Origin of the sequence: Paenibacillus sp. FSL R7-0302 (genome assembly GCF_038006885.1) — a bacterium.
Lineage (GTDB): Bacteria > Bacillota > Bacilli > Paenibacillales > Paenibacillaceae > Paenibacillus_AQ.
Window position 1 is genome coordinate 1,818,026 of record NZ_JBBOWB010000001.1, and the last position, 21,087, is coordinate 1,839,112.

The 21,087-nt window shown below is 54.1% G+C and carries 20 protein-coding genes and 1 riboswitch; of the genes, 16 read left to right on the forward strand and 4 right to left on the reverse strand.

Annotation, left to right across the window (positions count from 1 at the left end; translation table 11 throughout):
- Positions 1-65 precede the first annotated feature (65 nt).
- The 10 genes from MKY96_RS07670 to MKY96_RS07715 all read left to right on the forward strand — a co-directional run bounded on the left by MKY96_RS07670 (position 66) and on the right by MKY96_RS07715 (position 11,031).
- Positions 66-1,760 carry an oleate hydratase gene (locus tag MKY96_RS07670; protein WP_340939560.1) on the forward strand — a complete coding sequence of 565 codons (1,695 nt, stop codon included), beginning with the start codon at positions 66-68 and terminating at the stop codon, positions 1,758-1,760.
- A 73-nt stretch (positions 1,761-1,833) separates the two neighbouring features.
- Positions 1,834-2,055, forward strand: a complete 222-nt coding sequence (locus MKY96_RS07675) for a hypothetical protein (RefSeq protein ID WP_340939561.1) — start codon at positions 1,834-1,836, stop codon at positions 2,053-2,055.
- Between the two features lie 95 nt (positions 2,056-2,150).
- The gene (locus tag MKY96_RS07680; RefSeq protein WP_340939563.1) at positions 2,151-2,462 is read left to right on the forward strand and encodes a hypothetical protein; all 312 of its coding nucleotides are present in this window, start codon (positions 2,151-2,153) and stop codon (positions 2,460-2,462) included.
- 198 nt (positions 2,463-2,660) lie between these two features.
- Positions 2,661-3,575 carry a phosphotransferase gene (locus tag MKY96_RS07685; protein ID WP_340939564.1) on the forward strand — a complete coding sequence of 305 codons (915 nt, stop codon included), beginning with the start codon at positions 2,661-2,663 and terminating at the stop codon, positions 3,573-3,575.
- A 248-nt stretch (positions 3,576-3,823) separates the two neighbouring features.
- On the forward strand, positions 3,824-4,882 hold the full coding sequence (locus MKY96_RS07690) for a FecCD family ABC transporter permease (RefSeq protein WP_340939565.1): 1,059 nt from the start codon (positions 3,824-3,826) through the stop codon (positions 4,880-4,882).
- A 2-nt stretch (positions 4,883-4,884) separates the two neighbouring features.
- Positions 4,885-5,919, forward strand: a complete 1,035-nt coding sequence (locus tag MKY96_RS07695; protein ID WP_340939566.1) for a FecCD family ABC transporter permease — start codon at positions 4,885-4,887, stop codon at positions 5,917-5,919.
- Positions 5,920-5,946: 27 nt separating this feature from the next.
- On the forward strand, positions 5,947-6,987 hold the full coding sequence (locus MKY96_RS07700) for an NAD(P)/FAD-dependent oxidoreductase (RefSeq protein WP_340939567.1): 1,041 nt from the start codon (positions 5,947-5,949) through the stop codon (positions 6,985-6,987).
- Positions 6,988-7,171: 184 nt separating this feature from the next.
- The gene (locus MKY96_RS07705) at positions 7,172-8,704 is read left to right on the forward strand and encodes a spore germination protein (protein ID WP_340939569.1); all 1,533 of its coding nucleotides are present in this window, start codon (positions 7,172-7,174) and stop codon (positions 8,702-8,704) included.
- Positions 8,694-9,899 (forward strand): Ger(x)C family spore germination protein, encoded by a 1,206-nt coding sequence (locus tag MKY96_RS07710; protein ID WP_340939571.1) that lies wholly within the window; start codon positions 8,694-8,696, stop codon positions 9,897-9,899. The genes MKY96_RS07705 and MKY96_RS07710 overlap by 11 nt, the downstream gene beginning before the upstream one ends.
- A 34-nt stretch (positions 9,900-9,933) precedes the next feature.
- Complete coding sequence (locus MKY96_RS07715) at positions 9,934-11,031, forward strand: GerAB/ArcD/ProY family transporter (RefSeq protein WP_340939573.1); 1,098 nt, start codon at positions 9,934-9,936, stop codon at positions 11,029-11,031.
- A 5-nt stretch (positions 11,032-11,036) separates the two neighbouring features.
- Here the strand turns inward: MKY96_RS07715 and MKY96_RS07720 are convergent, their stop codons facing one another.
- The 3 genes from MKY96_RS07720 to MKY96_RS07730 form a co-directional block, all read right to left on the reverse strand.
- The gene (locus MKY96_RS07720) at positions 11,037-11,270 is read right to left on the reverse strand and encodes a hypothetical protein (protein ID WP_340939575.1); all 234 of its coding nucleotides are present in this window, start codon (positions 11,268-11,270) and stop codon (positions 11,037-11,039) included.
- 143 nt (positions 11,271-11,413) lie between these two features.
- A complete protein-coding gene (locus MKY96_RS07725) occupies positions 11,414-12,226 on the reverse strand; it encodes an ABC transporter substrate-binding protein (protein ID WP_340939576.1) in 813 nt (270 codons plus the stop codon).
- Positions 12,227-12,541: 315 nt separating this feature from the next.
- Entirely contained in the window at positions 12,542-14,131 is a 1,590-nt protein-coding gene (locus MKY96_RS07730; protein WP_340939578.1) for an AraC family transcriptional regulator, read from the reverse strand.
- Positions 14,132-14,279: 148 nt separating this feature from the next.
- Here MKY96_RS07730 and MKY96_RS07735 point away from each other — a divergent pair, with 148 nt between their 5' ends.
- From MKY96_RS07735 to MKY96_RS07760, 6 genes are all read left to right on the forward strand, one after another.
- Positions 14,280-14,639 (forward strand): (2Fe-2S) ferredoxin domain-containing protein, encoded by a 360-nt coding sequence (locus tag MKY96_RS07735; RefSeq protein WP_340939579.1) that lies wholly within the window; start codon positions 14,280-14,282, stop codon positions 14,637-14,639.
- 110 nt (positions 14,640-14,749) lie between these two features.
- Positions 14,750-15,562, forward strand: coding sequence for a GNAT family N-acetyltransferase (locus MKY96_RS07740; RefSeq protein ID WP_340939581.1), 813 nt, complete (start codon positions 14,750-14,752; stop codon positions 15,560-15,562).
- Between the two features lie 42 nt (positions 15,563-15,604).
- Positions 15,605-16,336, forward strand: coding sequence for an SDR family NAD(P)-dependent oxidoreductase (locus MKY96_RS07745; protein ID WP_340939582.1), 732 nt, complete (start codon positions 15,605-15,607; stop codon positions 16,334-16,336).
- 101 nt (positions 16,337-16,437) lie between these two features.
- A complete protein-coding gene (locus MKY96_RS07750; RefSeq protein ID WP_036727430.1) occupies positions 16,438-17,595 on the forward strand; it encodes an AI-2E family transporter in 1,158 nt (385 codons plus the stop codon).
- A gap of 20 nt (positions 17,596-17,615) precedes the next feature.
- Positions 17,616-19,097, forward strand: coding sequence for a carboxylesterase/lipase family protein (locus tag MKY96_RS07755; protein ID WP_340939584.1), 1,482 nt, complete (start codon positions 17,616-17,618; stop codon positions 19,095-19,097).
- A 90-nt stretch (positions 19,098-19,187) separates the two neighbouring features.
- Positions 19,188-19,613, forward strand: coding sequence for a hypothetical protein (locus MKY96_RS07760; RefSeq protein WP_340939585.1), 426 nt, complete (start codon positions 19,188-19,190; stop codon positions 19,611-19,613).
- On the opposite strand, the gene MKY96_RS07765 is transcribed toward MKY96_RS07760, so the two are convergent.
- Positions 19,499-20,677 carry a PstS family phosphate ABC transporter substrate-binding protein gene (locus MKY96_RS07765; RefSeq protein ID WP_340939588.1) on the reverse strand — a complete coding sequence of 393 codons (1,179 nt, stop codon included), beginning with the start codon at positions 20,675-20,677 and terminating at the stop codon, positions 19,499-19,501. The genes MKY96_RS07760 and MKY96_RS07765 overlap by 115 nt on opposite strands.
- A 232-nt stretch (positions 20,678-20,909) precedes the next feature.
- Positions 20,910-21,057: riboswitch (FMN riboswitch) on the forward strand.
- The last annotated feature ends 30 nt before the right edge of the window (positions 21,058-21,087 follow it).

The following is a 21,087-nucleotide window of genomic DNA, read 5'->3' on the forward strand; positions in this document are numbered from 1 at the left end:
CACGGCGGTTATAGTGAAGGCAGTTAGCAGGCACTTATCCCCTGAACAAGGAAGGAAGAGGACACATGGGTACATATCAAAGAATTCATCCGCAGGTACAGGAAGGCATCGCTTCACGCAAGGCTTATCTCGTCGGAGGAGGGATCGGCTCCCTGTCGGCGGCGGCCTTCCTGATCCGTGACGGGCATATGCCCGGCCGGAATATTCATATTCTGGAGCAATCAGCTGTATACGGCGGTTCCATGGACGGGGCGGGCAATGCCAAGGACGGCTACAGCGCCCGGGGCGGACGCGAGATTGAAGAGCACTTCGAGTGCTTCATGGAGCTGTTCGGCTTCATCCCTTCCCTGACCAATCCGGACCGGACGGTGCTGGATGAATTCCGGGAGCTCAACCTGGCTGAACCGATTGAATCGCATTGCCGTTTGGTCGAAAAGCAAGGCACCCCCGCCGACTTCTCATCGCTTGGGCTCTCTACCGCACATGCGCTGCAATTAGGTAAGCTTACGCTGGCTACCGAAGAGAGACTGGGCGCGGTGACGATTGAGCAGTTTTTTGACCCGAGCTTCCTGGAGACGAATTTCTGGTATTTCTGGCGCTCCATGTTCGCCTTTGAGAATTGGCATAGCGTGGTAGAGGTGAAGCGTTATATGGAGCGGTTCATGCACCTGATCTCCGGGATGAACCAGCTGAAAGGAATTTTGCACACCGAATACAACCAGTTCGACTCGCTGATCCTGCCGCTGATGAAATGGCTGGAGCGTGAGGGCGTTCATTTTGACAAAGGGCATGAGGTTACGGATCTGGAGCTTAGTATGAGCGGCGATGAGAAGGTTGTAACCGCGATTCAGGTGCAGGTTAATGGTTCCCCGAAGACGATTCCGGTGACACGCGGGGATCTGGTCATGGTCACGAACGGCTCAATGACAGAGAATTCTACCCTTGGCGATCTGGACCACCCGGCGGTGCTGAACCGGTCCGTTACTGAACGCGGTTGCTGGAGCCTCTGGGAGAAGCTTGCTGCCAAATCCCCGGATTTCGGCCGCCCTGAAGTGTTCTGCGGGGATATCGACAAGTCCAAATGGCTGTCGTTCACAATGACTTTTACCGATGATGAGATTGTATTCCCTTATCTGCTGGAGCTGACGGGAGATGCTCCCGGCATGGGCGGCGTGGTCACGATCAAAGACTCCAGCTGGATGATGTCCTGGACCGCACCGAAGCAGCCGCATTTCATCAACCAGCCGGACAATGTGAAGGTACTGTGGGCGTATGGCCTGTTCCCGGATGCCGAAGGCGACTATATCAAGAAAAAAATGAGCGACTGCACCGGACGCGAGCTGCTGGAGGAACTGTGCTACCATATGGGTCTTGCGGACCGCATTCCCGGGATTCTGGAGCATACCACTAACGTCATCCCTTGTATGATGCCTTATATCACTGCGCAGTTCATGCCGCGCGTTCTTGGTGACCGTCCGCAGGTCGTGCCGCAGGGCAGTGTGAATCTGGCCTTCCTCGGCCAGTTCGCCGAAGTGCCGGACGACTGCGTGTTCACCGTGGAGTATTCGGTCCGCTCCGCAATGATGGCCGTCTATAATCTGCTGGCGCTGGACAAAGAAGTGATTCCGGTCCATCCCAGCAAATATGATGTCCGTGTGCTGCTGACCGCGCTCCGCACCTGCCTGGGCAATAAGCCGCTGCCGCTCGATAAGACGCTCGGTGAGCTGCTGGCGGGAACGGTACTCTCGAAAATGGTCTAGCTGCCAGCTTTCGACAGGATTCGTCCGCAGATTATGATACATTTAGACTAAAACTTTTTGCGGAGGAACCCTGATGAAGAAAATTCTGAGCCGGATCGCACTTGCACTGCTGCTTATGACCTTTGCAGCCATTGTATTGTGTTTCTATTTCAACCAGTTTAGCTATGCCTATGGTCTGATTGTAGTTCTAGTGTTGATCTTTGGTGCAATGGGCCAGCTCTATAAGCTGAAGAATGATGAATATATGTACTCCAAGCTGAACAGGAGAGACGAATACGAGGATTACACGAGGTAGCTGATTCCGCTGCCCAGGCATGCCAGGGGTCCGGCAGACATAGGATGGTAATAAGCAAGCGCTTAACCATTCAGTCACTGCAGGAGGAGAATAGTGTGAACGAGAGACTGGCGGCTGTTATTCTGCGGATTGATGCTATTGCTACAGATATTCTTGTACCGCTGCGCCGTAAGCTCATTAATGAGGCGGCTCTGCTTCAGCTCTATGAGGCGCTGGATGAGACGTATGCTCTGATGGAGCATGAGCGGCAGATTGACCGGGAGCTCGCGGCCATCCTCTTCCTGCTCTATTCACAGCTGGTAACCCAATCCAATTATGTGTATGACAAAAGCCTCTTCGTGCCGCATATCGGCAAGCTGCAAGGGTACATCCGCAAAATATTCGGCGGCACGCTTCAGAATGTATAGAACTCAACTAACCGCCAATCTGACAGCCTATGCTCCAGCTACATCTCTAACAGGATGGAACCGGGAGGATAGGCTGTTTTTATAAATATGGCTATGTTAAACTTTGTTGTTGATAAGCATAAAAATGAGGCGACCTCATAGGTGGGTTCGGTTTATCGAATGCATGATTGAGCGAAGGAACGGGGAGGCAGACAATTCATGGATGGAACGAATGTATGGGATGCGGAGTGGGAGGTTAACGAAGAGCAGGCGCGGACGCTGATCGGCAGACAATTCCCTCAGCTGTCATCGAAGCAAGTGAAGCGATTGGGCTGGGGCTGGGACAATACGGTTTTTCTCATAGGTGACGAGTACGTGTTCCGGTTTCCAAGAAGAACGTTTGCAGTTGGCGCGATTCGTATGGAAGGGAAGCTGCTGCCGAAGCTTGCGGCCTATTTGACCATCCCCTATCCGAAACCGCTGTTTTATGGCGAAGCAAGTGATGAATACCCGGCACCATTTCTTGGCTATGCCCACGTGCCAGGCGATTTCCCAATCGGTCTGACGGAAGAACGCCGGGCTTTATCGGCAGAGACGCTGGCGGGATTTTTGCGGAGATTGCATGAATTTCCAGTGCAGACGGCGCTGGAGTGCGGAGTTCAGCAGGATCATCGAAGCTTGACGGACATAGCATCGCGCAAAGTGAAGATGGATGGCTTTCTATCGAAGCTGGCTGAACACTTGTCGCCGGAGGAGTCCGGTGTGATCGAAGCGTATATTAACAGTCTGCAAAAGGACCGTGTCGAGGCGGTGAATGTACTGCTGCATGGCGATCTTCATTTCAAAAATATGCTTGTGAATGAGAACGGGATCGTTTCCGGCATCATTGATTGGGGCGATCTGAGCGTAGGCCATCCGGCTTGCGATTTGAGCGTTGCTTATAGCTTTTTACCACCTTACGCCCGCGGCGTGTTTTTCGAAACGTACGGAGGAGCGGAAGAGGACACGATGCTGCTGGCGAGGCTGATCGCGGTATACATCCCCATGCTGATCTTAATGCAAGCGGTCGATGACGGGAATGAAGCGATTGCGGCAGAGGCGAAATCCAATATTATGCGGGCACTGTCGGATTAGACTCATTATTTGGTTGCGGCTATGCGGCTATGCGGCTATGGGGCTAGGGCTAGCGGCACCATTTGGTTGTTTAAAGGCCGCGATACGGTACGATCCGCCTTCTCGCTGAAACGGCTTTGCCATCCTTTTAAAGGACGGCAAAGCCGTTTCTACTTGTTTTTATTTTGTCCATTGCCAAACCTTGACCTGTTCCTTTACAATATTGATAATGATAATGAGAATCAATTTCAAAGAAACAGGTGACATTCATGAATCAACAGGCAGTGTCCGGGAGCGGGCTGGATGAGAAGGCCAAGCCGCTGAAGCTGCGGTCCCGTCCCTGGGCGGCAACATTAATTCTTATTGGCGGTTTGATTGCGCTGGCGCTGGGTATCGCTATTTCCGTATCGTTCGGGGCTGCAGATATTAAGCTGTCCGTCGTATGGACCGCAGTCTTTCATTTCAATCCCGATATTACCGAGCATCAGATCATCCGCGAGCTTAGGCTGCCGCGTGTGCTGGGCGGCGTAATGGTGGGAGCCGGCCTCGCTGTGGCAGGGGCTATTATGCAAGGGATGACCCGTAATCCGCTGGCGGATTCGGGACTGATGGGCATTAACTCTGGAGCAGGCTTTGCGCTGGCTGTCTGCTTTGCATTTTTTCCGGGATTGCCGTTCATGTATCTCATACTCTATTCCTTCGTTGGCGCCGGAGCCGGAGCGGGAATTGTCTACGGTGTAGGCTCGCTGGCGAAGGGCGGACTAACCCCGGCCAGGCTCGTATTGGCAGGTGCTGCCCTCAGTGCGCTGCTCTCTGCGCTAAGCGAAGGCATCGCCCTTTATTTCCGCATCGGACAAGATCTTGCCTTCTGGTATGCCGGTGGTCTGGCAGGAACGAAATGGTTCCAGCTGCAGATCATGTCCCCATGGGTGATAGCGGCTATCCTGGGAGCCATCGTGCTGTCCCGTTCGATTACGATGCTCAGCCTGGGTGAGGATATTGCCAAGGGGCTTGGGCAGCGCACAGGATTGGTGAAATTGGCCGGTACGCTAATTGTCCTGATTCTGGCCGGAGCCTCGGTAGCTGTAGTGGGAGCTGTCGGGTTCGTCGGCCTGATCATCCCCCATCTGACGCGCTATCTGGTGGGTGTGGATTACCGCTGGATTATTCCCTGCTCTGCGGTGCTGGGTGCGCTGCTGGTGGTCGGGGGCGATCTGACTGCCCGGATGATCAATCCGCCGCATGAAACGCCGGTGGGTGCGATTATAGCCTTGATTGGGGTACCGTTCTTCCTGTATCTGGCCCGAAAAGAAAGAAGGGAGCTGTAAAGATGCAGAGCCATAAGATAATTTCTTCAGAAGATGCAAGGCGTAAGTATGGCCTGAGGGTGATCGGCGTGCTGGCCGTTCTGATTGTGATGATGTTCATTATAAGTGTGAATACAGGATACATAAGACTTACACCGCTTGAGCTGCTGGATACGCTGGTCGGCAAGGGGACGGAGAAGCAGGAGCTGATTCTGTTCCAGTTCCGCCTGCCGCGGATTGTCATTTCTCTGTTAATTGGTACCGCACTTGCCGTATCCGGCGCAGTGATGCAGGGGGTCTTCCGCAATGATCTGGCCGATCCGGGAATTCTCGGCATTAATGCCGGGGCCGGACTGATGGTTATGCTGCTGATCTCTTTCTATCCGACGACCTCGGCGGCACCGGTCTATCTGTTGCCTGTGGTGGCCTTTGCCGGGGCGGCCTGTACTGCTGCTCTGATCTATAGCCTCGCCTACAAGCGGCATCAGGGCATTTCGCCGATCCGGCTGCTGCTTACCGGGGTCGCAGTGGCGGCAGGCATGAGCGCGGCGATGATCGTGCTGACGCTTCGCCTCGACCCGGACAAGTATCAGTTCGTTGCCACCTGGCTGGCTGGCAGCATCTGGGGCACCAGCTGGAAGTTTGTCTTATCCCTGCTGCCCTGGATCGTGATTCTCCTGCCTTATGTCATCTACAAGGCACGGGTGATGAATGTACTTAATCTGGGTGAGCAGACAGCGACAGGACTCGGTGCTAATGTGAACAGAGAGCAGTTCCGTCTGCTGGCAGCAGCGGTCGGGCTTGCGGCTTCCAGCGTAGCGGTCAGCGGAGGCATCGGCTTCGTCGGGCTGGTCGGCCCGCATCTGGCGCGGCGGCTGGTTGGACCGAAGCATCAGCTGATGCTGCCCGCCTCCGCGCTGATCGGCGCGCTGCTTGTCATTGCGGCGGATACGATCGGACGGCGGATTCTGCAGCCGTCCGAGATTCCTACCGGTATTGTGGTAGCTGTCATCGGTGCTCCATACTTTCTGTATCTTCTGGCCCGTACCAAATCTTAAATACAACCAGACCTTGGAGGGATATCAATGAACGAATCAATGGAATTATACGATGTGACGATTATTGGCGGCGGCCCCGCAGGCATGTATACAGCGTTCTATAGCGGAATGAGGGATCTGAAGACTAAGCTGATTGAAGCGAAGGATGAGCTGGGCGGCAGAATGCTGATCTATCCTGAGAAGATGATCTGGGATGTCGGAGGAGTAACACCTATTCTCTGCCGCCAGTTAATTGATCAGCTGGCAGAGCAGGCGCGCACCTTCGATCCTACCCTTGTATTCGGACAGCAGATTGTTCACCAGGCCCGCCAGGAGGACGGAACGTATATCCTGACCTCAGCCACAGGCGAGCAGCACTGGACCCGTACGGTCATACTTACCATCGGATACGGCATTCTGCAGATGGCGAAGCTGGAGATTGAAGGCGCGGACCGCTATGAGGTGACGAACCTGCACTACACGGTACAGGAGCTGGAGCCCTTCCGCGGCAAACGGGTGCTGATCTCGGGCGGCGGCGATTCCGCAGTGGACTGGGCGAATGAGCTGGAGGGGATTGCCGCCAGCGTAACCGTGGTGCACCGCCGGGAGCAGTTCGGCGGGCATGAGAAGAATATTGCCCGGATGAAGGCCTCCTCGGTGGATGTGCGTGTGCCTTGTGCGGTAAGCCAGCTGCACAGCAGCGACGGAGAGCTGATCGATCAGGTGACCGTCTGCCATATACAGACCGGGGAGCATGAGCAGCTTGAGGTCGATGCCGTCATTGTCAACCACGGGCTGAGAAGCGACTTCGGCCCGCTCAAGGACTGGGGGCTGGATATGGGAGAATGGTGTGCGAACGTCAGCGGGAAGCTGGAGACCAATCTGCCGGGTATCTTCGCTGCCGGAGATTTCGTGGATCATGAGAGCAAGGTACGGCTCATTGCCGGAACATTCACCGACGCGGTGCTTGCCCTGAACAGCGCGAAGCTGTACATGGACCCTACCGCTGAGAAGGTGGCCTACGTCTCCTCCCATAATGACCGGTTCAAGGAGAAGAACAAGGCGCTTGGCGTAGTAGATAATCATTAACATCTCCCCCCCGCTCTGAGATACCAGCCAGTGTACCGGCGCTATACCATAAGCTCTATCTGCACAAGCTGTCCCTTACACGGATTATTCCGTACCGGGGGCAGCTTGTTTCAGCTTTTACACATTCCATATGCTGTATAAAAAAAGGATAGCAGGCGAATAGTAAGAGCCAGGAGGTGCGGATATGGAGAATATAAATTCGCCGGTCTCCCCTAAGCTGGAAGACAACATCAGTACCATTCAAGCAAGGCTCGGGAACAGTCCCGATCTGGTTATACGCACCTATGAATTAATTAATAGAACAGCCCGTGTGGCTGCAATATATATCGCCGGCATTACCGACAGAGTGATGGTCGATGACTACATCTCGCATGTGATGTCCTTTCAAGCTCTGAATGACCGTGCGCGGCTTGCGGTAACCCCGGAGGAAGTCTACAGCTATATTAAAGAGAATGCCCTTAGTATCGGCAAGGAGAAGCTGGTTACAGATATTAACGGACTGCTGGAGGCGTTGCTCTCGGGCGATACGGTTATTCTGGTGAACGGAGTGGGGGGAGGCATCAGTGGAAGCACCTGCGGCGGGGAGTCCCGCGCGGTTACTGAGGCGGGCACCCAGGTCGCCATCCGCGGCTCCAAAGAAAGCTTCACCGAGACCATCAGCACGAATATTGCCCTGGTCCGCAAAATCATCAAGAACCCGGACCTCTGGACCGAAACGATGAAGCTGGGCGATGTAACCCACACCGACATCACGATTATGTATATCCGCGGCATTGCCGACGAAGAGACGATTCAGGCCTTTAAGGATAAGCTTAGGGAGATTAAGGTCGATATGATTCTGGAGTCGGGATATATTGAGCAGATCGTGGAGGACAATAAATATTCCCCGTTCCCCACGATTTTCAATACAGAGCGCCCGGATAGTGTGGCAGGCAATCTGCTCGATGGACGGATTGCCATCTTCGTGGACGGTACTCCGTTTGTGCTGATTGCCCCAACTACCTTCTTCATGTTCTTTCATACGGTCGAGGATTATTATCAGCGGTATGATATCTCCTCGCTGATCCGGATGCTCCGCTTTGTATGCCTGGTCATTTCGATGTATGGTCCGGCGATCTTCGTCGCTGCGCTGAACTTCCATCAGGAGATGATTCCGACCCCGCTGCTGATCAATCTGGCGTCACAGCGGGAGGGGGTGCCGTTCCCTGCCTTTGTAGAAGCGGTCCTGATGGAGGTTACCTTCGAGATTATCCGGGAAGCAGGGGTACGTATGCCTTCGCCGATCGGCCAGACCGTATCCATCATCGGCGGTCTGGTGCTGGGGACAGCAGCGGTTCAGGCAGGGATCGTCTCGCCGGCGATGGTCATCGTGGTCTCGCTCACAGGAATATCCAGCTTTGCTACGCCTGCCTTCAACATGGCGCTCTCCATCCGCATGCTGCGGTTTGTGATCATGGGCATCGCCGCATTTATGGGGCTGTATGGCATCGCCATATTCACTATTATGCTGATTGCCCATCTGTGCAGCCTGCGCTCGCTTGGTGTTCCGTACATGACTCCTATAGGCCCCTTTGTTCCGGGGAATCTGAAGGATACCTTCATCCGCTCCCCCCAGAGCTTCACAAAGCTCAGAAAGCGGCTGGTGAACAACAGCAGCCGCTCTTCAGCCTCTCCTGCAGGGAAAGGGGACGCCGGGAGGAAACGGGATGAACGGTAAGAGGCTGCTGCGCCTGATCGCCATAGCGGTGCTGGTCCTGCCGCTGAGCGGCTGCTGGAACAGCCGGGAATTGAATGAGCTGGCCGTCGTAAGCGGCATCGGGATGGATCTCGTTCCGGAGACCGATGAATACCGGGTCACCTTTCAGCTGGTTAATCCGTCTTCAACATCTACAAGTACCTCTCCCGGAAGCGGCAAGCCTGCTGTAGTGGTGGTATCGGCCACCGACAAAACGATGTTCGGCGCGCTGCGGCGGGCGTCGAAGCATGTGACCCGCCAGCTTTTTTTTGCCCATACCCAGCTTATTGTACTTGGAGAGTCCCTGGCGCGGGACGGGATTAACGATATCTTCGACATCTTCGAGCGGTCCCATGAGCTGCGGCTCAATTCAGAAATACTGGTTGCCCGCGGCAGCGATGCCGCCGCTGTCTTAAAGCTCCTGACCCCTGTAGAGAGTTTGCCTGCTCTGGGGCTGGTCAAAAAAGCGCAGAATACCTCCAGCGTCTGGGGAGAGAACCGGCCCATTAGCGTATTCGATGTCATTCATGGCATTACAGGAGAAGGGGATCTTACAATCAATGCGGTGAAGATTAAGGGAGACGCTGAGGAAGGGAAGAAGAAAAGCAATCTGGAGGGGTCGGAGACCCTGACGGAGACGATAATGAGCGGACTTGGGGTCTTCAGGCAGGGAAAGCTGCTCTATTGGATGAAGGACTCAGAAGCAAGAGGAACCGAGTGGCTGCTTAACCAAATAGAAGAAACCGTGCTTGATATTGATTCGAAGGATAAGAAAGAGTCCATTGCCGTCAATATCATTTATTCCAGAACAGAGGTGAAGACCACGATGGAAGACGGCCTTCCCGTCTTTCATGTGACGATTGCCGAGGAGGGGAGCGTCAATGAAACGGACAGCTTCGTGGATCTCAGCAAGCGGGAAGAAATTATGAAGCTTGAGCAAGAGCTGGAGAAGAAGACGAGGATTGAAGTGATGCAGGCTTTTCATAAGGGACAAGAGCTGGAGAGCGATATTTTCAATTTCGGCAATGAGCTGAAGCGGACGAATCCGCAGGAATGGGCGGCGCTGGACGGGGACTGGGGCCGGATCTTCGCAGAGGGCAAGCTGGACCTCAAGATCAAGGCTTACATCCGCAGTACAGGCATGAGTCTGAAACCTTATATCCCCGAAGGTAAATAATTGGCTTAACCGCAGAAATCAGGTGATTGATGTTATGAAAAAAGAAGTGATCGGCCCGAGCCAGCTGCTTGCATTGATCATTCTGTTTGAGCTGGGAACCGCCGTGCTTGTACCTATTGGCCTGGAGAGCGGACATGCAGTCTGGCTCGCCATTCTGATTGCCCTTCCCGGGGGTATTCTGCTGTATCTGGTGTTCGCACATCTCTGCCTCCAATTCCCGAACCAGATCATAAGCGGGTATACGCGTTCAATCCTCGGGCCATGGCTGGGCTGGCCGGTAAGTCTGCTGTTCCTGCCGGTGCTTCTCTATAACGGTTCAAGAAATCTGCGGGAAGCGGGTGATCTGCTGATCTCGGCCTCCTATGACAAAACCCCGATTCTGATCATTAATTCAATCATGATTATTGCCGTGATGTATATCCTGAGCAAAGGGATAGAAGTGTTCGCGAGGACTGCCGAGATTGTCCTGTGGATCGTGATCATTATGGGGTGCATTTGTATTATTGCTGTAATCTCAGCCGGGCTGGTGGAGTATAAGAATCTGTTTCCGCTTCATATGAATGATTACAAGCAAGCCTTGAAATCAGCCTATCCCAACATCCTGATCTTTCCGTTCGGCGAAATGATGTGCTTCACTACCATTCTGCCCCACTTCAACAAATCCCGGAAAATTAAGAAAACCGGAATCGCAGCCATCATTGTCAGCGCCTGTCTGCTCAGCTTCACACATGCAATCGAAATGTCTGTGCTTGGCGAGAACCTGTACAGCCGTACCGCCTTTCCCATGTTTACGACCATTACCCTTGTGAATATGGCCAATTTCATTCAACGGCTGGATGCCCTGGTTATGCTTACACTGATTATCGGGGCGTTCTTTAAGCTGACCGTCTACTGTTATGCTGCTGTTGCGATTGCCAACGATCTGTTCAAGGTAAACGATACAAGCAGGCTGGTTATTCCGGCAGGCGTGATTATGCTGTTCAGCTCTTTTGTCAGCGCGCAGAATTATCCGGAGCATATGAATGACGGGAAGACTTTTCTGCAGACGCTTCTGCCGGTATTCTGTGCGGTGATTCCCATCCTGCTGTTGCTCATTCATCTTGTCCGGCGCAAGTTCGGATTGTACCGTTAGAAGAATTAAGACGGTTTCCGGCGGGAGTGACGCTTCTTAGAGGCATGAACGGCTACCTGAACGAACGGGAGAAGCAGGAAGATTGTGATACAGATGGCTTCCTGTAGGGTGGTTGTAGCAAAGATGGTCGAGAGCGAATGAATGGATGCACGCAGGCTGATGCCGGACATCACATCAATGATGACTATTAACATAAGCGTAAGAACAGCTAACAGGACATAGATACTGATAATCTTCATGGGGTCTCCTTGTGCACCGCAAGAATAATTTTGCCGGTTCCGGCGCGGCGGGCTACAGCTATTATCTCCGAGTAATGGATAGGGTAAACGCGAAAAGCTGCCGGAAGCCATTGAAGGCTCCGGGCAGCTTGTTCATGACTCCATTATTGTTGTGCCCCGGTCAGCCAATCGGCCAGCTCCTCCGTCTGGGCCAGAACGGCAATCGGATCATAGTACCAGGAGCGCTCTTCTTTCCATACGTAGATCTTCCCGTTCTTGACTGCCGGCAGGCTGCCCCAGATCGGGTCTGCCTGGAAGTCTTGAGCAGTCCATGTATTGTCAGTGATGACCAGATAATCACCCGCATATTTAGCCAGGGTCTCAGCGGATAATTCTGCCCATTGCTTCTCCATAATTTCAGCAGCCACTCCAGCCGGCGGCTTGCGCCCCAGCGACTGATAAATAGGCTGTCCTCCGCGTCCGAAGTTATCCCCATAGACCCAGGTGGATTTGTCTGCATGCTCTAGAATACTGAAGGTGGCCCCGGCAGGAATGGCTGCATCCACACGGGCCTTGGCGTCAGCAATACGCTTATCGTAATCAGCCAGCCAGGCCGCCGCTTCCTGCTCCTTGCCCAGCAGCTTACCAAAATAGGTCAGCTCTTCATGCGCATTCTTCAAATCGCCATATGGCACAATGACCGTTGGGGCAATCTGACTGAGCGCCGCATAGCTGTCTGCATTGCCGGAGATAATCAAGTCGGGATTCAGCGCGATGATATTCTCCGGTGACATTTTACCGTATGTGCCGGTATCTGCGACTCCTGTGAGGAATTCTTTGAAGTACATATTCTCCAGTGTAAGCCCGGGCGCACCGACCGGTATCGTATCCAGGGCAATTAAGCTGCCCAGATATTCCTCGGCAACAATCCGCTTCGGTGCTGCCGGCACCTCAATATCTCCATTCACAGTTGTCACAGTATGGAAGGCGGGAGCTGCGGTTGCAGCAGCCTTCTCTGGCTGAGTGGAGGAAGCGGGTGTTCCGGTAGCCTTAGCTGAAGCAGCACCATTGCTGCTATTAGAAGAGTTGTTCCCACAAGCCGAGACGATAAGAGTCAATGCCAGAAGCAAAGACAGGACTATCCAAGCTTTCGGGTGAATGCGGCGAGAACGTAAATACGGGATTTTCAAGATGCAGCCTCCTTAATGTAGAACGATTATCATTCTCAATAACACTTTACAGAGTTTGCTATGATTAGACTATGGCTGAATGTGATGTCCGGCTATGTAAATTTATGATGTCAGCGCCTGCACCAGGACCTTCAGCTGAGCCTCGGAGGAGAGCGGGTCGAATCCGTAGAACATGCCAGGCTGATTCAGGTAATAGATTCTTCCGCCTGGAGGAGAGTCATCGATATGATATTGCTGTACAGGGTGAAGCAAGCTCTGCAGCGGCTCCAGCGCTTCAGCAGCCTCCCTGCTAGAGGTAATGAAGATATGGTCAGCGGGGTAGCGGGCGATGTTATGGAAGGCAATCTCCAGATAGCCCTTATCCAGCAGTCCCTCGGCAACGAGGCCAAGCGGCGGGCGGAAGCCAAGATCATGATACAGAATCTGCGTCCCGCGCCCGTAGCTGCTGCTGAAGCAGTAGGCCGTCTCTGCGCCAAGCTCCAGGACCATGGCGGTTCCACGGTCACCGATCCGCCGGTCCAGCAGCTGATTAGCCTGGTAACAATGCCAGTCATAGAGGCTTAACCAGGCCTCTGCCTGAGGCTGACGTCCGGTCACCTCGGCAATCAGCCGGAATTGCTCCCGCCAGTCCATTTGCATGAAGGGAATCTCAATCACCGGTGCGACGGACAGGAGCTGCTTGCTCTTGTCAGGCAAGGAGTAGCTGATAATGACATCCGGCCGGGCTGACGATAGACGTTCGTATAGACCTGCGGAGCCGATTCCTTCATCCGGCAGCTTCCTGGAGGGAACGGGCTGCATGTTCTCCATCCAGGACGAATAGACTCCCAGCCGGGGAACGACTTCGAGCGCATGGAGGCTGGCCGTATGATTGAAGTTCAGCGAGACTACGGATTTGCTCTTACGGTGATAGGCTGAAGGAGAAATCCCTACAACCTGCTTGAATTTGCGGCTCAAATAGGTTCCTTCGCTATAACCAACCTCAAGCGCCAGCGTACTCAGATTCGGGGCTCCTGTAAGGATACGCTGCTGGGCCTTACGGATGCGCAGCAGCGTTATATATTGATTGAAGGTCTGCCCGGTGAATCTGCGGAAGGCACGGGAGAAATGCTCCGGGGTCACTCCGGCAAGTCCGGCAGCCTGTTCTCTCGTCAAATCTTCATTATAATTAGACTCTATATGATGTAGTACACGGTCAATCCACTGAGCCTGCGGTTCTTTGTACTCGGCAGCACTTTTATGCAGCTCAGTGAGCAGCTCGGTGAACAGAGCTTGTAAGGCAAATGGCGTGCGCTGCTCCGGCTGGTTCCAGCTGCTAAGAAGCTGCACAGCAAGCGTGCTTACCTGGGGAGGGCAGCTTCGGACCGGCAGATCATGGTTCAGCGGGCTGAAGGGCCGGCTGTTGCCGGAGATCACCGCATATTCGATCCACACACCCTGCAGCTTATGGCTGCGGGGCAGCCTGATATCCACCGGACTGTCACTGCACAAGGTATGTCCGCCGGATAGACGGATACGTTCTCCATTTCGCTCGATGACTCCGCTTCCGCCGGTGAGAACTACCAGGAATGAGGTGAAGGGGGAAATGGGATTTTCCCGGTTAAAGGAGGCTTGATTCAGTGCCGTTACATGTACCGGGATATAAAAGCTATGAGGAGTAGGCAATGAACTGCCGGCATTTCGCGTCTGCATGTTTCGAGTCACTCTTTTCTTAGATGATAATCATTCTCAGTAATAGTATAACAGTCTTTCCTGCTATTGACGATCCTCGAATCGGAAGGTAAAGTTTAGGGTCAGAGACAAGCAGGGTATAGTTGTATTAGAGGGGGCGAAGAAGGCCATGACAACCTGGAATCTGCAAGGAACGGTCAGCCATTTGCTGATCTGTAACGGAAGTGACTGCAAGAAGCATAAGGGTGAAGAGGTAGCGGAAGCGATTGAGGATGAGATTACGAAGCAAGGGGCAGATGCGCTGATACATACAACAGTAACCCGCTGCAACGGAAGATGCTCGGATGCCTGTGTCGTGATCTCTTACCCGGAAGGCGTATGGTATAGGGATATCACCCCTAAATCTGCCAAAAGCCTGGTGCGCAAGGTGCTGAAGGGAGAACAGCTCGAAGAGAATCTGCTCTATACGTATGAAGAAGGCTTCAAGGCCGCTACTCCCAAGGGTGCCAAAGGTAAGAAGAAGAAATGATAATATAGTGATCAGTGCAGCCCGCCGCTGGAATTCTCCGGCTAAGGGCTGTTTATTTTTTCCAAAGAGGGCTTTACAATAGATAGAAAAGTCTAAGAGGGGGAAGCGGGATGTTTGTAAGCTTCGGGCCGGGGGATGATGTGCTGCACAGCAGGCTGTTCATGCAGGAAGAGGTGGAATATAATCTCATCCATTTGATTGTCGAGAACGAGGAAGCACTGCGGATCAGGACAGAGGAGAATGATCTGATCTTCGCCCATGTCGCCGGGCGTAACTCGTGGTTGTGGTTATCACCAGAGCTGGCTGAAGAGAGGCGCCGTTCCCTTGTCCGGGAGCTGGCGGAAATGCTGGAGGACCGCGAATTGCCGGGGGTTAACGGAACGCCGGAGACGGGGAAGCTGTTCGCCGATGCGTACAGCAAACTTACCGGTAAGTCTCACTACGTACGGATGATGATGGAAGCCTATCACTGCCCGGAGGTGCAGCTGCCGCATGGTGTCAGCGGCAAGCTGCAGCAGGCGGGGCCAGGTGATATCCCGCTCATCGCCGGGTACTTAGCCGGATTCGTGCAGGATTGCTTCGGTACGGAGAGTGCAGCGGAGGATCATCTGGACTATGCCGCGGCGGTTACGGATTCGGGCAAGCTCCGTCTATGGATCGACCGGGAACAGCCGGTGTCCATGGTTAATCTGGCCCATCAGTCTGCCAGGCAAGCGCGGATTAATGAAGTGTTCACTCCGCGTGAGTTCCGCAAGCACGGGTATGCGAGTGCGGCTGTAGCTGCCCTATGTGCTGAGCTGCTCAGCACACAGGGCGTGACGCCCATGCTCTACGCCGATGCGGCGAATCCCGATTCCAATAAGGTCTATCAGTCGGTGGGTTTCAAGCGGACCGGAAGCATTGTTGATTTGCGCTTTCAGTAAGGTTGTAATTATTAAGTCTATTACAAGGAGGAATGTCAAAGGATGCTGCAAGGAATGAAAATAATAGTGACCGGTGCTGCTTCAGGTATTGGTAAGGCCATTGTCAGACATAGTCTGGGGGCGGGAGCTGAAGTCATTGGTTGTGACCTGGATGGTCCCCGTCTGGAGGAGTTGAAGCACGAAGCCGCTTCGGATAAGCTCTACACTTACCGGCTGGATGTCGCCGATTACAGCGGGGTGGAGCACTTCTTCTCAGCCCTTCAGCAAGAGCATGCCGATGTGAGCGGGCTGGTCAACAATGCAGGGATCTATCTGGGCCGCAGCCTGCTGGAGTATACACCGGAGGAGATCAACCGGGTGATGGATATCAATATCAAAGGGTATGTCTACTTCTCCCAGGCCTTCGGACGCATGCTGCTGGAGCAGAAGCAAAAGGGCGTCATCGTCAACATGTCATCAGTCTCCGGCCAGGAAGGCAGCTCCGATGCAGTATACGGTCTAACGAAGGCTGCTATTCTTGGCTTGACCAAGAGCTGCGCAATGAATTTTGCCCCTTTGATCCGCGTGAATGCAGTGGCTCCGACCATGGCGGACACCCCGATGATGGGACATATCCCCGCCTGGAGGCAGCAGGAATACCGGGAACACCAGTTAAATCCTGAACCGCTGCTGGCCGAGGATGTGGCCGATACGGTGATTTTTATGCTGAGCAGCAGAGCCAGAGCTTATACAGGAGCCACCTTTGATATTAACAATGGCTGCTATTTGCGTTGATTGTCCCTGATTTGACTTGCAGCCACAGGGTTACTATGCTTATACATAGTGCAAATAATCACACTTAACAGGTAAGAGTTGCAGCTAGGGGGCGGCAGGATATGGATAGACGGCAGGTATGGCCGGATAAATTCAAGAAGTTTTTTCTGAACAACAAGTTTGTGGTGGGTCTGCTGATTGCGCTGCTGGTGGGCTTAACGATACTCGTATTCTCAAAGATTCCGTTTGTGTTCAAGCCGCTGTCTGTGCTTCTGCATACGGTGGCAGCGCCGCTGCTGCTCTCAGGGATCGCCTATTATCTGTTGAATCCGCTGGTGGACCGTCTGGAGAAGAGAAGCCGGGTGAAGCGGGCGTATGGCATTGTCATTCTGTATCTGATCATCATGGGGATCATTACCCTGGTTCTGCTTATGGTCATCCCGATCATCCGCACCCAGCTTATGGGCCTGATTGACAACTTCCCCGTCTACAGTGAGCAGATCCAGGAGGAATTCCTCCAGCTTACCGGCAGTGAACTGTTCAATAAGATTCAGTCGAGCGTAGGCACGGACCTTAGTGATATCACCAGCAAGGTGACGACCTGGGCCACAACCTTCCTGAATAATGCCGTCAGCGGCGTAGGCAGCTTCGTTGGAACCCTGACCGAAATTGTGCTGGCTGTAGTGACTACACCTTTCATTCTTTTCTATCTCCTGCGCGACGGCAAAAGATTGCCCGACTATCTCATGAGACTCATCCCTACCGCACTGCGGCCGCAGTCCCGGATGGTGATGCAGGAAATGAACAATCAGATCGCATCGTATATCCGCGGCCAGATTATTGTCAGCTGTTGCATCGGAGCACTGCTCTATATCGGGTACCTGATTATCGGGCTGGAGTATTCGCTGGTTCTGGCGATCGTTGCCGCTTGTACGGCTGTAGTTCCTTATCTGGGGCCGGCCATTGCGATTACCCCTGCGCTGATCGTGGCGATGGTTACCTCACCGTTCATGCTGCTGAAGATGGTCATTGTCTGGACCGCAGTTCAACTGATCGAAGGGAAGTTCATCTCGCCGCAGATTATGGGGAAATCGCTTAGGATTCACCCGATTACGATTATTTTTGTGATTATTTTTGCCGGAAAAATGTTCGGTGTACTCGGTATCATACTGGCGGTTCCGGGCTACGCCGTGCTTAAAGTGGTAATGACCCATATCTTCCAGTGGTTCCGCTTCCGCTCCGGGCTCTACAGAGTCATTGAAGAAAAGACTGAGGAATAAAGCGAAAAGGAATGAGTGCAATGTCAGGACAACTGGTGAATACAGCTTATGGGCAACTGAAGGGAGAAGCGGGAAACGGCGTGAACGTGTGGCGCGGCATCCCGTTCGCTGCTCCGCCGCTCGGAGAGCTGCGCTTCCGGGCACCGCAGCCGCCGGAGTCATGGAGTGGCGTACGGGAGGCCATCAAGTTCGGACCGGTCAGCCTGCAGCCGGTCAGCACCAGCGGGACGCGGTTCGGTGGGACCACCCCGGTCTACGATGAAGATTGTCTATATCTGAATGTCTGGTCCCCGGCGGCAGCGGAGGAGACCGGGGCGCTGCCGGTGATGGTGTGGATTCACGGCGGCACCTTCGTTACCGGCGCAGGCAGCCAGCCGATGTTCGAGGGCAGCAATATGGCCGTCTCCGGGAACGTCGTCGTAGTTACCGTGAATTACCGGCTGGGTCCGCTCGGGTTCCTGCATCTCTCTCCGCTGGGCGGAGGGCTGGGCAGCAACCTGGGCCTCCTGGATCAGATTGCTGCCCTGGAATGGGTGCAGCAGAATATCGCTGCATTCGGCGGTGATCCGGCGCGGGTCACGGTCTTCGGTGAATCGGCAGGAAGCATGAGCATTGCCGCGCTGCTGGCGATGCCTGCGGCGAAGGGACTGTTCGCCCGGGCCATTATGGAGAGCGGGGCGGCGCAGACGCTGAATGGGGAGCAGGGCGGGCAGATTGCCGCCGCATTGCTAGCCGAGCTGGGCCTTCAGCCCGGCAGCGGTACACAGCTGTTGCATAAGCTCCCGCCCGGAGAGATTATGGAAGCCGCAGGCCGGATGGCGTACAAGCTGTCCGGAGACTCGATGAATATGTTCTTCCAGCCGGTCGTTGAGCCGGGAACCCTGCCGGTTGAGCCGGTACAGGCCATTGCGGCTGGAGCCGCCAGCGGCATTCCCGTGCTGATCGGAACGAATCTGCACGAAGGCAATCTGTTCTTCCGCGAGGGGCAGAAGGCCGATAATTTCGAGCAATCGCTCAAAGCGCTGGAGCAGCTGATGGGAGTGGACGACCTCTCCGAGCTGACCTCGGATTACAGCCATACCTGGGAAGGACAGGCGGAGGTGCTGACCGACCTGTTCTTCTGGGCCAGCTCGATTTCGTTCGCGGAGAAGCAGCAGGGACATGCCCCCGTCTGGATGTACCGCTTCGACTGGACGGTGCCCGGGCATCCGCTGCTGGAGAAGGCCATTCACGGAGCGGAGATTCTGTATGTCTTCAACAATCTCCCGCTGCTGAAGCAGTATGGCCTGAACGTGACGCCTGACATGGAGGCAGTGGCGGAGGCAATGCAGACCGCCTGGACAGCCTTCGCCCATGGTGGAGATCCGGCAGCGCCGGGACTGGATTGGCCGCAGTATACACCGCAGACGCGGGCAACCATGATATTTGACCAGTCCTCGCGCGTGGTGAGCGACCCCGACGGGGAGAAGCGCAGACGGATTTTTGAGTATTATAAGGGATAAGTTTACAGACAGCAGCCCTCGCCGGAGGAAGACCTCCGGGAGGGCTGCTGTCTGTGTGCGGGCCGGAATGTAAGTGGAAATCCGGACACAATGGGCAGGCGCGGGGCGTGTGGACCAAATGTAATCGAAAAACCGATTACAATGGGCAGGCGCGGCGATGGCGGGCCGGATGTAATCGAAAAACCGATTACAATGGGCAGGCGCGGGGCGCGTGGACCAAATGTAATCGAAATACCGATTACAATGGGCAGGCGCGGGGCGTGTGGACCAAATGTAATCGAAAAACCGATTACAATGGGTGAGCGCAGCGGCGTGCGGCCGGATGTATGCGGAAAACCGAATACAATAGGCAAGCGCAGGCACCAGCATCCTTCCCCCGTAAAGGATGCTGGTGCCGCTGCTTATTTAACTGGCGTATACCCGGTCTTCTCAACCAGTTCCTGGCCTTCGGCGGACAGAATCCAGTCCAGGAACGGCTCGATGTTCGGGTTGGTGCTGCCGGCCGTTACGGCGTAGAATTCCACGGTGAGCGGGTATTCGCCGCTGCGGATGGTCTCCTTGGAGGGTGGCACCTGATCGATGGCCAGCAGCTTAATCTCATCGCTGGCATTCATCTGTGAGGCGTAGAACAGGAAGCTGAAGCCGAGCGCGTTATTGAAGTTGCGGTAGCTGGCGGTCAGGCTGATAATCCCGCTCATCACATCAGCGACATTCTCCTTCGGGGGAGCCATCAGCTGGCGGTCCTCCATGATTTTTTGCAGCTTGGTCTGGCTGCCGCTGTTCTCTGCCCGCTGAAAAGCACGGATAGACGCCTTCTTGCCGCCAACCTCCGACCAGTTCGTGACCGTGCCGGAATAGATGTCCTTAATCTGCTCTATCGTTAAGCTGTCCACCGGATTGCGCTTGTTGACGAAGAAGACGAATGCTTCGCGCCCGATCGGGGTGAGCTTCAGTTCACGGCCTGCCAGCTTCGCCTGCTTCGTCTGGGCCAGCGAAGGGGCTGCAGCGAAGATAATATCAGCGTTTCCGGCGATCAACCGCCTGTAAGCCTCGGAAGTGCTGGTGCACAGAACGAGATCATTTCCGGTCAGCTCAATGCTGGAGTTATAGGTATCTTGCGGATACACCGCCTGGGCAAAAGCAGAATACAGCGGATACAGCGCGGTTGCACCATCCAAACGGGGCAGTTGCTCCGTAAGCTGATAGGACGCCTTATGCTCAAGAGAGGCAACTTTGGTATTCGCCTCAAAGGGGGCATATTGGTACAAGTCCACTTCAGGCTCCCTCACTTCCGCAAGGCTGTTCACATACGATTGCCTGATCTCATGGCCTGCGGCTGCCAGCACACAGATTCCGGCAAAAGCAGCCAGGAGCATCCGGCGCAGCTTCCTGCTGAACAAGCCGAAGATGCTGAGTATGGAGAATACAGCCAGCCCTGATGCAACGACCAGGACAAGTGGGCCATAGAACAGCATCCCTCCGGTAAAAGAGACAATAAAGTAAGTAATAAAGCCGCTAATGGCAATGCCGGCCAGAGCAAAGATGGAATACAGCAGATTGGTCGGAAAGCTTCTTTTCATGATGACCTCCAAAAAAATCTCTATAATGGGTATGATTAATGCTCATACTATAGTGTATCGCAAGCCGCCGTTTCTGCCAAACGAACCAGAACCTGGATGCGGCACGCAGATTTGGTTGGCAGAATGATTGTTTTGATGATTATTGAATGAAATATAATGATTATTTTCATAAAAAGCTGGACGAAATGAAGAATCAGAGGTATTCTGGGATTGTGAAAATAATAACAGAATACAAGATTCTCGGGGTAAGGTGAAATTCCTGACCGGCGGTGATGTTCGAGAGAGCTAAGCCCGCGACTCGTTACTCTATCACAAGAGGAAGCGACTGATCTGGTGACAATCCAGAGCCGACGGTAAAGTCCGGATGGGAGAGGATCATAAGATAAAGGCAGGCGGGTCTATTCCGTATG

Excerpts from the sequence above, each read along its gene's own strand:
- MKY96_RS07670 (WP_340939560.1), top strand. The coding sequence starts at position 66 with ATGGGTACATATCAAAGAATTCATCCGCAGGTACAGGAAGGCATCGCT.
- MKY96_RS07675 (WP_340939561.1), top strand. The coding sequence starts at position 1,834 with ATGAAGAAAATTCTGAGCCGGATCGCACTTGCACTGCTGCTTATGACC.
- MKY96_RS07685 (WP_340939564.1), top strand. The coding sequence starts at position 2,661 with ATGGATGGAACGAATGTATGGGATGCGGAGTGGGAGGTTAACGAAGAG.
- MKY96_RS07690 (WP_340939565.1), top strand. The coding sequence starts at position 3,824 with ATGAATCAACAGGCAGTGTCCGGGAGCGGGCTGGATGAGAAGGCCAAG.
- MKY96_RS07695 (WP_340939566.1), top strand. The coding sequence starts at position 4,885 with ATGCAGAGCCATAAGATAATTTCTTCAGAAGATGCAAGGCGTAAGTAT.
- MKY96_RS07700 (WP_340939567.1), top strand. The coding sequence starts at position 5,947 with ATGAACGAATCAATGGAATTATACGATGTGACGATTATTGGCGGCGGC.
- MKY96_RS07705 (WP_340939569.1), top strand. The coding sequence starts at position 7,172 with ATGGAGAATATAAATTCGCCGGTCTCCCCTAAGCTGGAAGACAACATC.
- MKY96_RS07710 (WP_340939571.1), top strand. The coding sequence starts at position 8,694 with ATGAACGGTAAGAGGCTGCTGCGCCTGATCGCCATAGCGGTGCTGGTC.
- MKY96_RS07715 (WP_340939573.1), top strand. The coding sequence starts at position 9,934 with ATGAAAAAAGAAGTGATCGGCCCGAGCCAGCTGCTTGCATTGATCATT.
- MKY96_RS07720 (WP_340939575.1), bottom strand. The coding sequence starts at position 11,270 with ATGAAGATTATCAGTATCTATGTCCTGTTAGCTGTTCTTACGCTTATG.
- MKY96_RS07730 (WP_340939578.1), bottom strand. The coding sequence starts at position 14,131 with ATGCAGACGCGAAATGCCGGCAGTTCATTGCCTACTCCTCATAGCTTT.
- MKY96_RS07735 (WP_340939579.1), top strand. The coding sequence starts at position 14,280 with ATGACAACCTGGAATCTGCAAGGAACGGTCAGCCATTTGCTGATCTGT.
- MKY96_RS07740 (WP_340939581.1), top strand. The coding sequence starts at position 14,750 with ATGTTTGTAAGCTTCGGGCCGGGGGATGATGTGCTGCACAGCAGGCTG.
- MKY96_RS07745 (WP_340939582.1), top strand. The coding sequence starts at position 15,605 with ATGCTGCAAGGAATGAAAATAATAGTGACCGGTGCTGCTTCAGGTATT.
- MKY96_RS07750 (WP_036727430.1), top strand. The coding sequence starts at position 16,438 with ATGGATAGACGGCAGGTATGGCCGGATAAATTCAAGAAGTTTTTTCTG.
- MKY96_RS07755 (WP_340939584.1), top strand. The coding sequence starts at position 17,616 with ATGTCAGGACAACTGGTGAATACAGCTTATGGGCAACTGAAGGGAGAA.
- MKY96_RS07760 (WP_340939585.1), top strand. The coding sequence starts at position 19,188 with ATGGGCAGGCGCGGGGCGTGTGGACCAAATGTAATCGAAAAACCGATT.
- MKY96_RS07765 (WP_340939588.1), bottom strand. The coding sequence starts at position 20,677 with ATGAAAAGAAGCTTTCCGACCAATCTGCTGTATTCCATCTTTGCTCTG.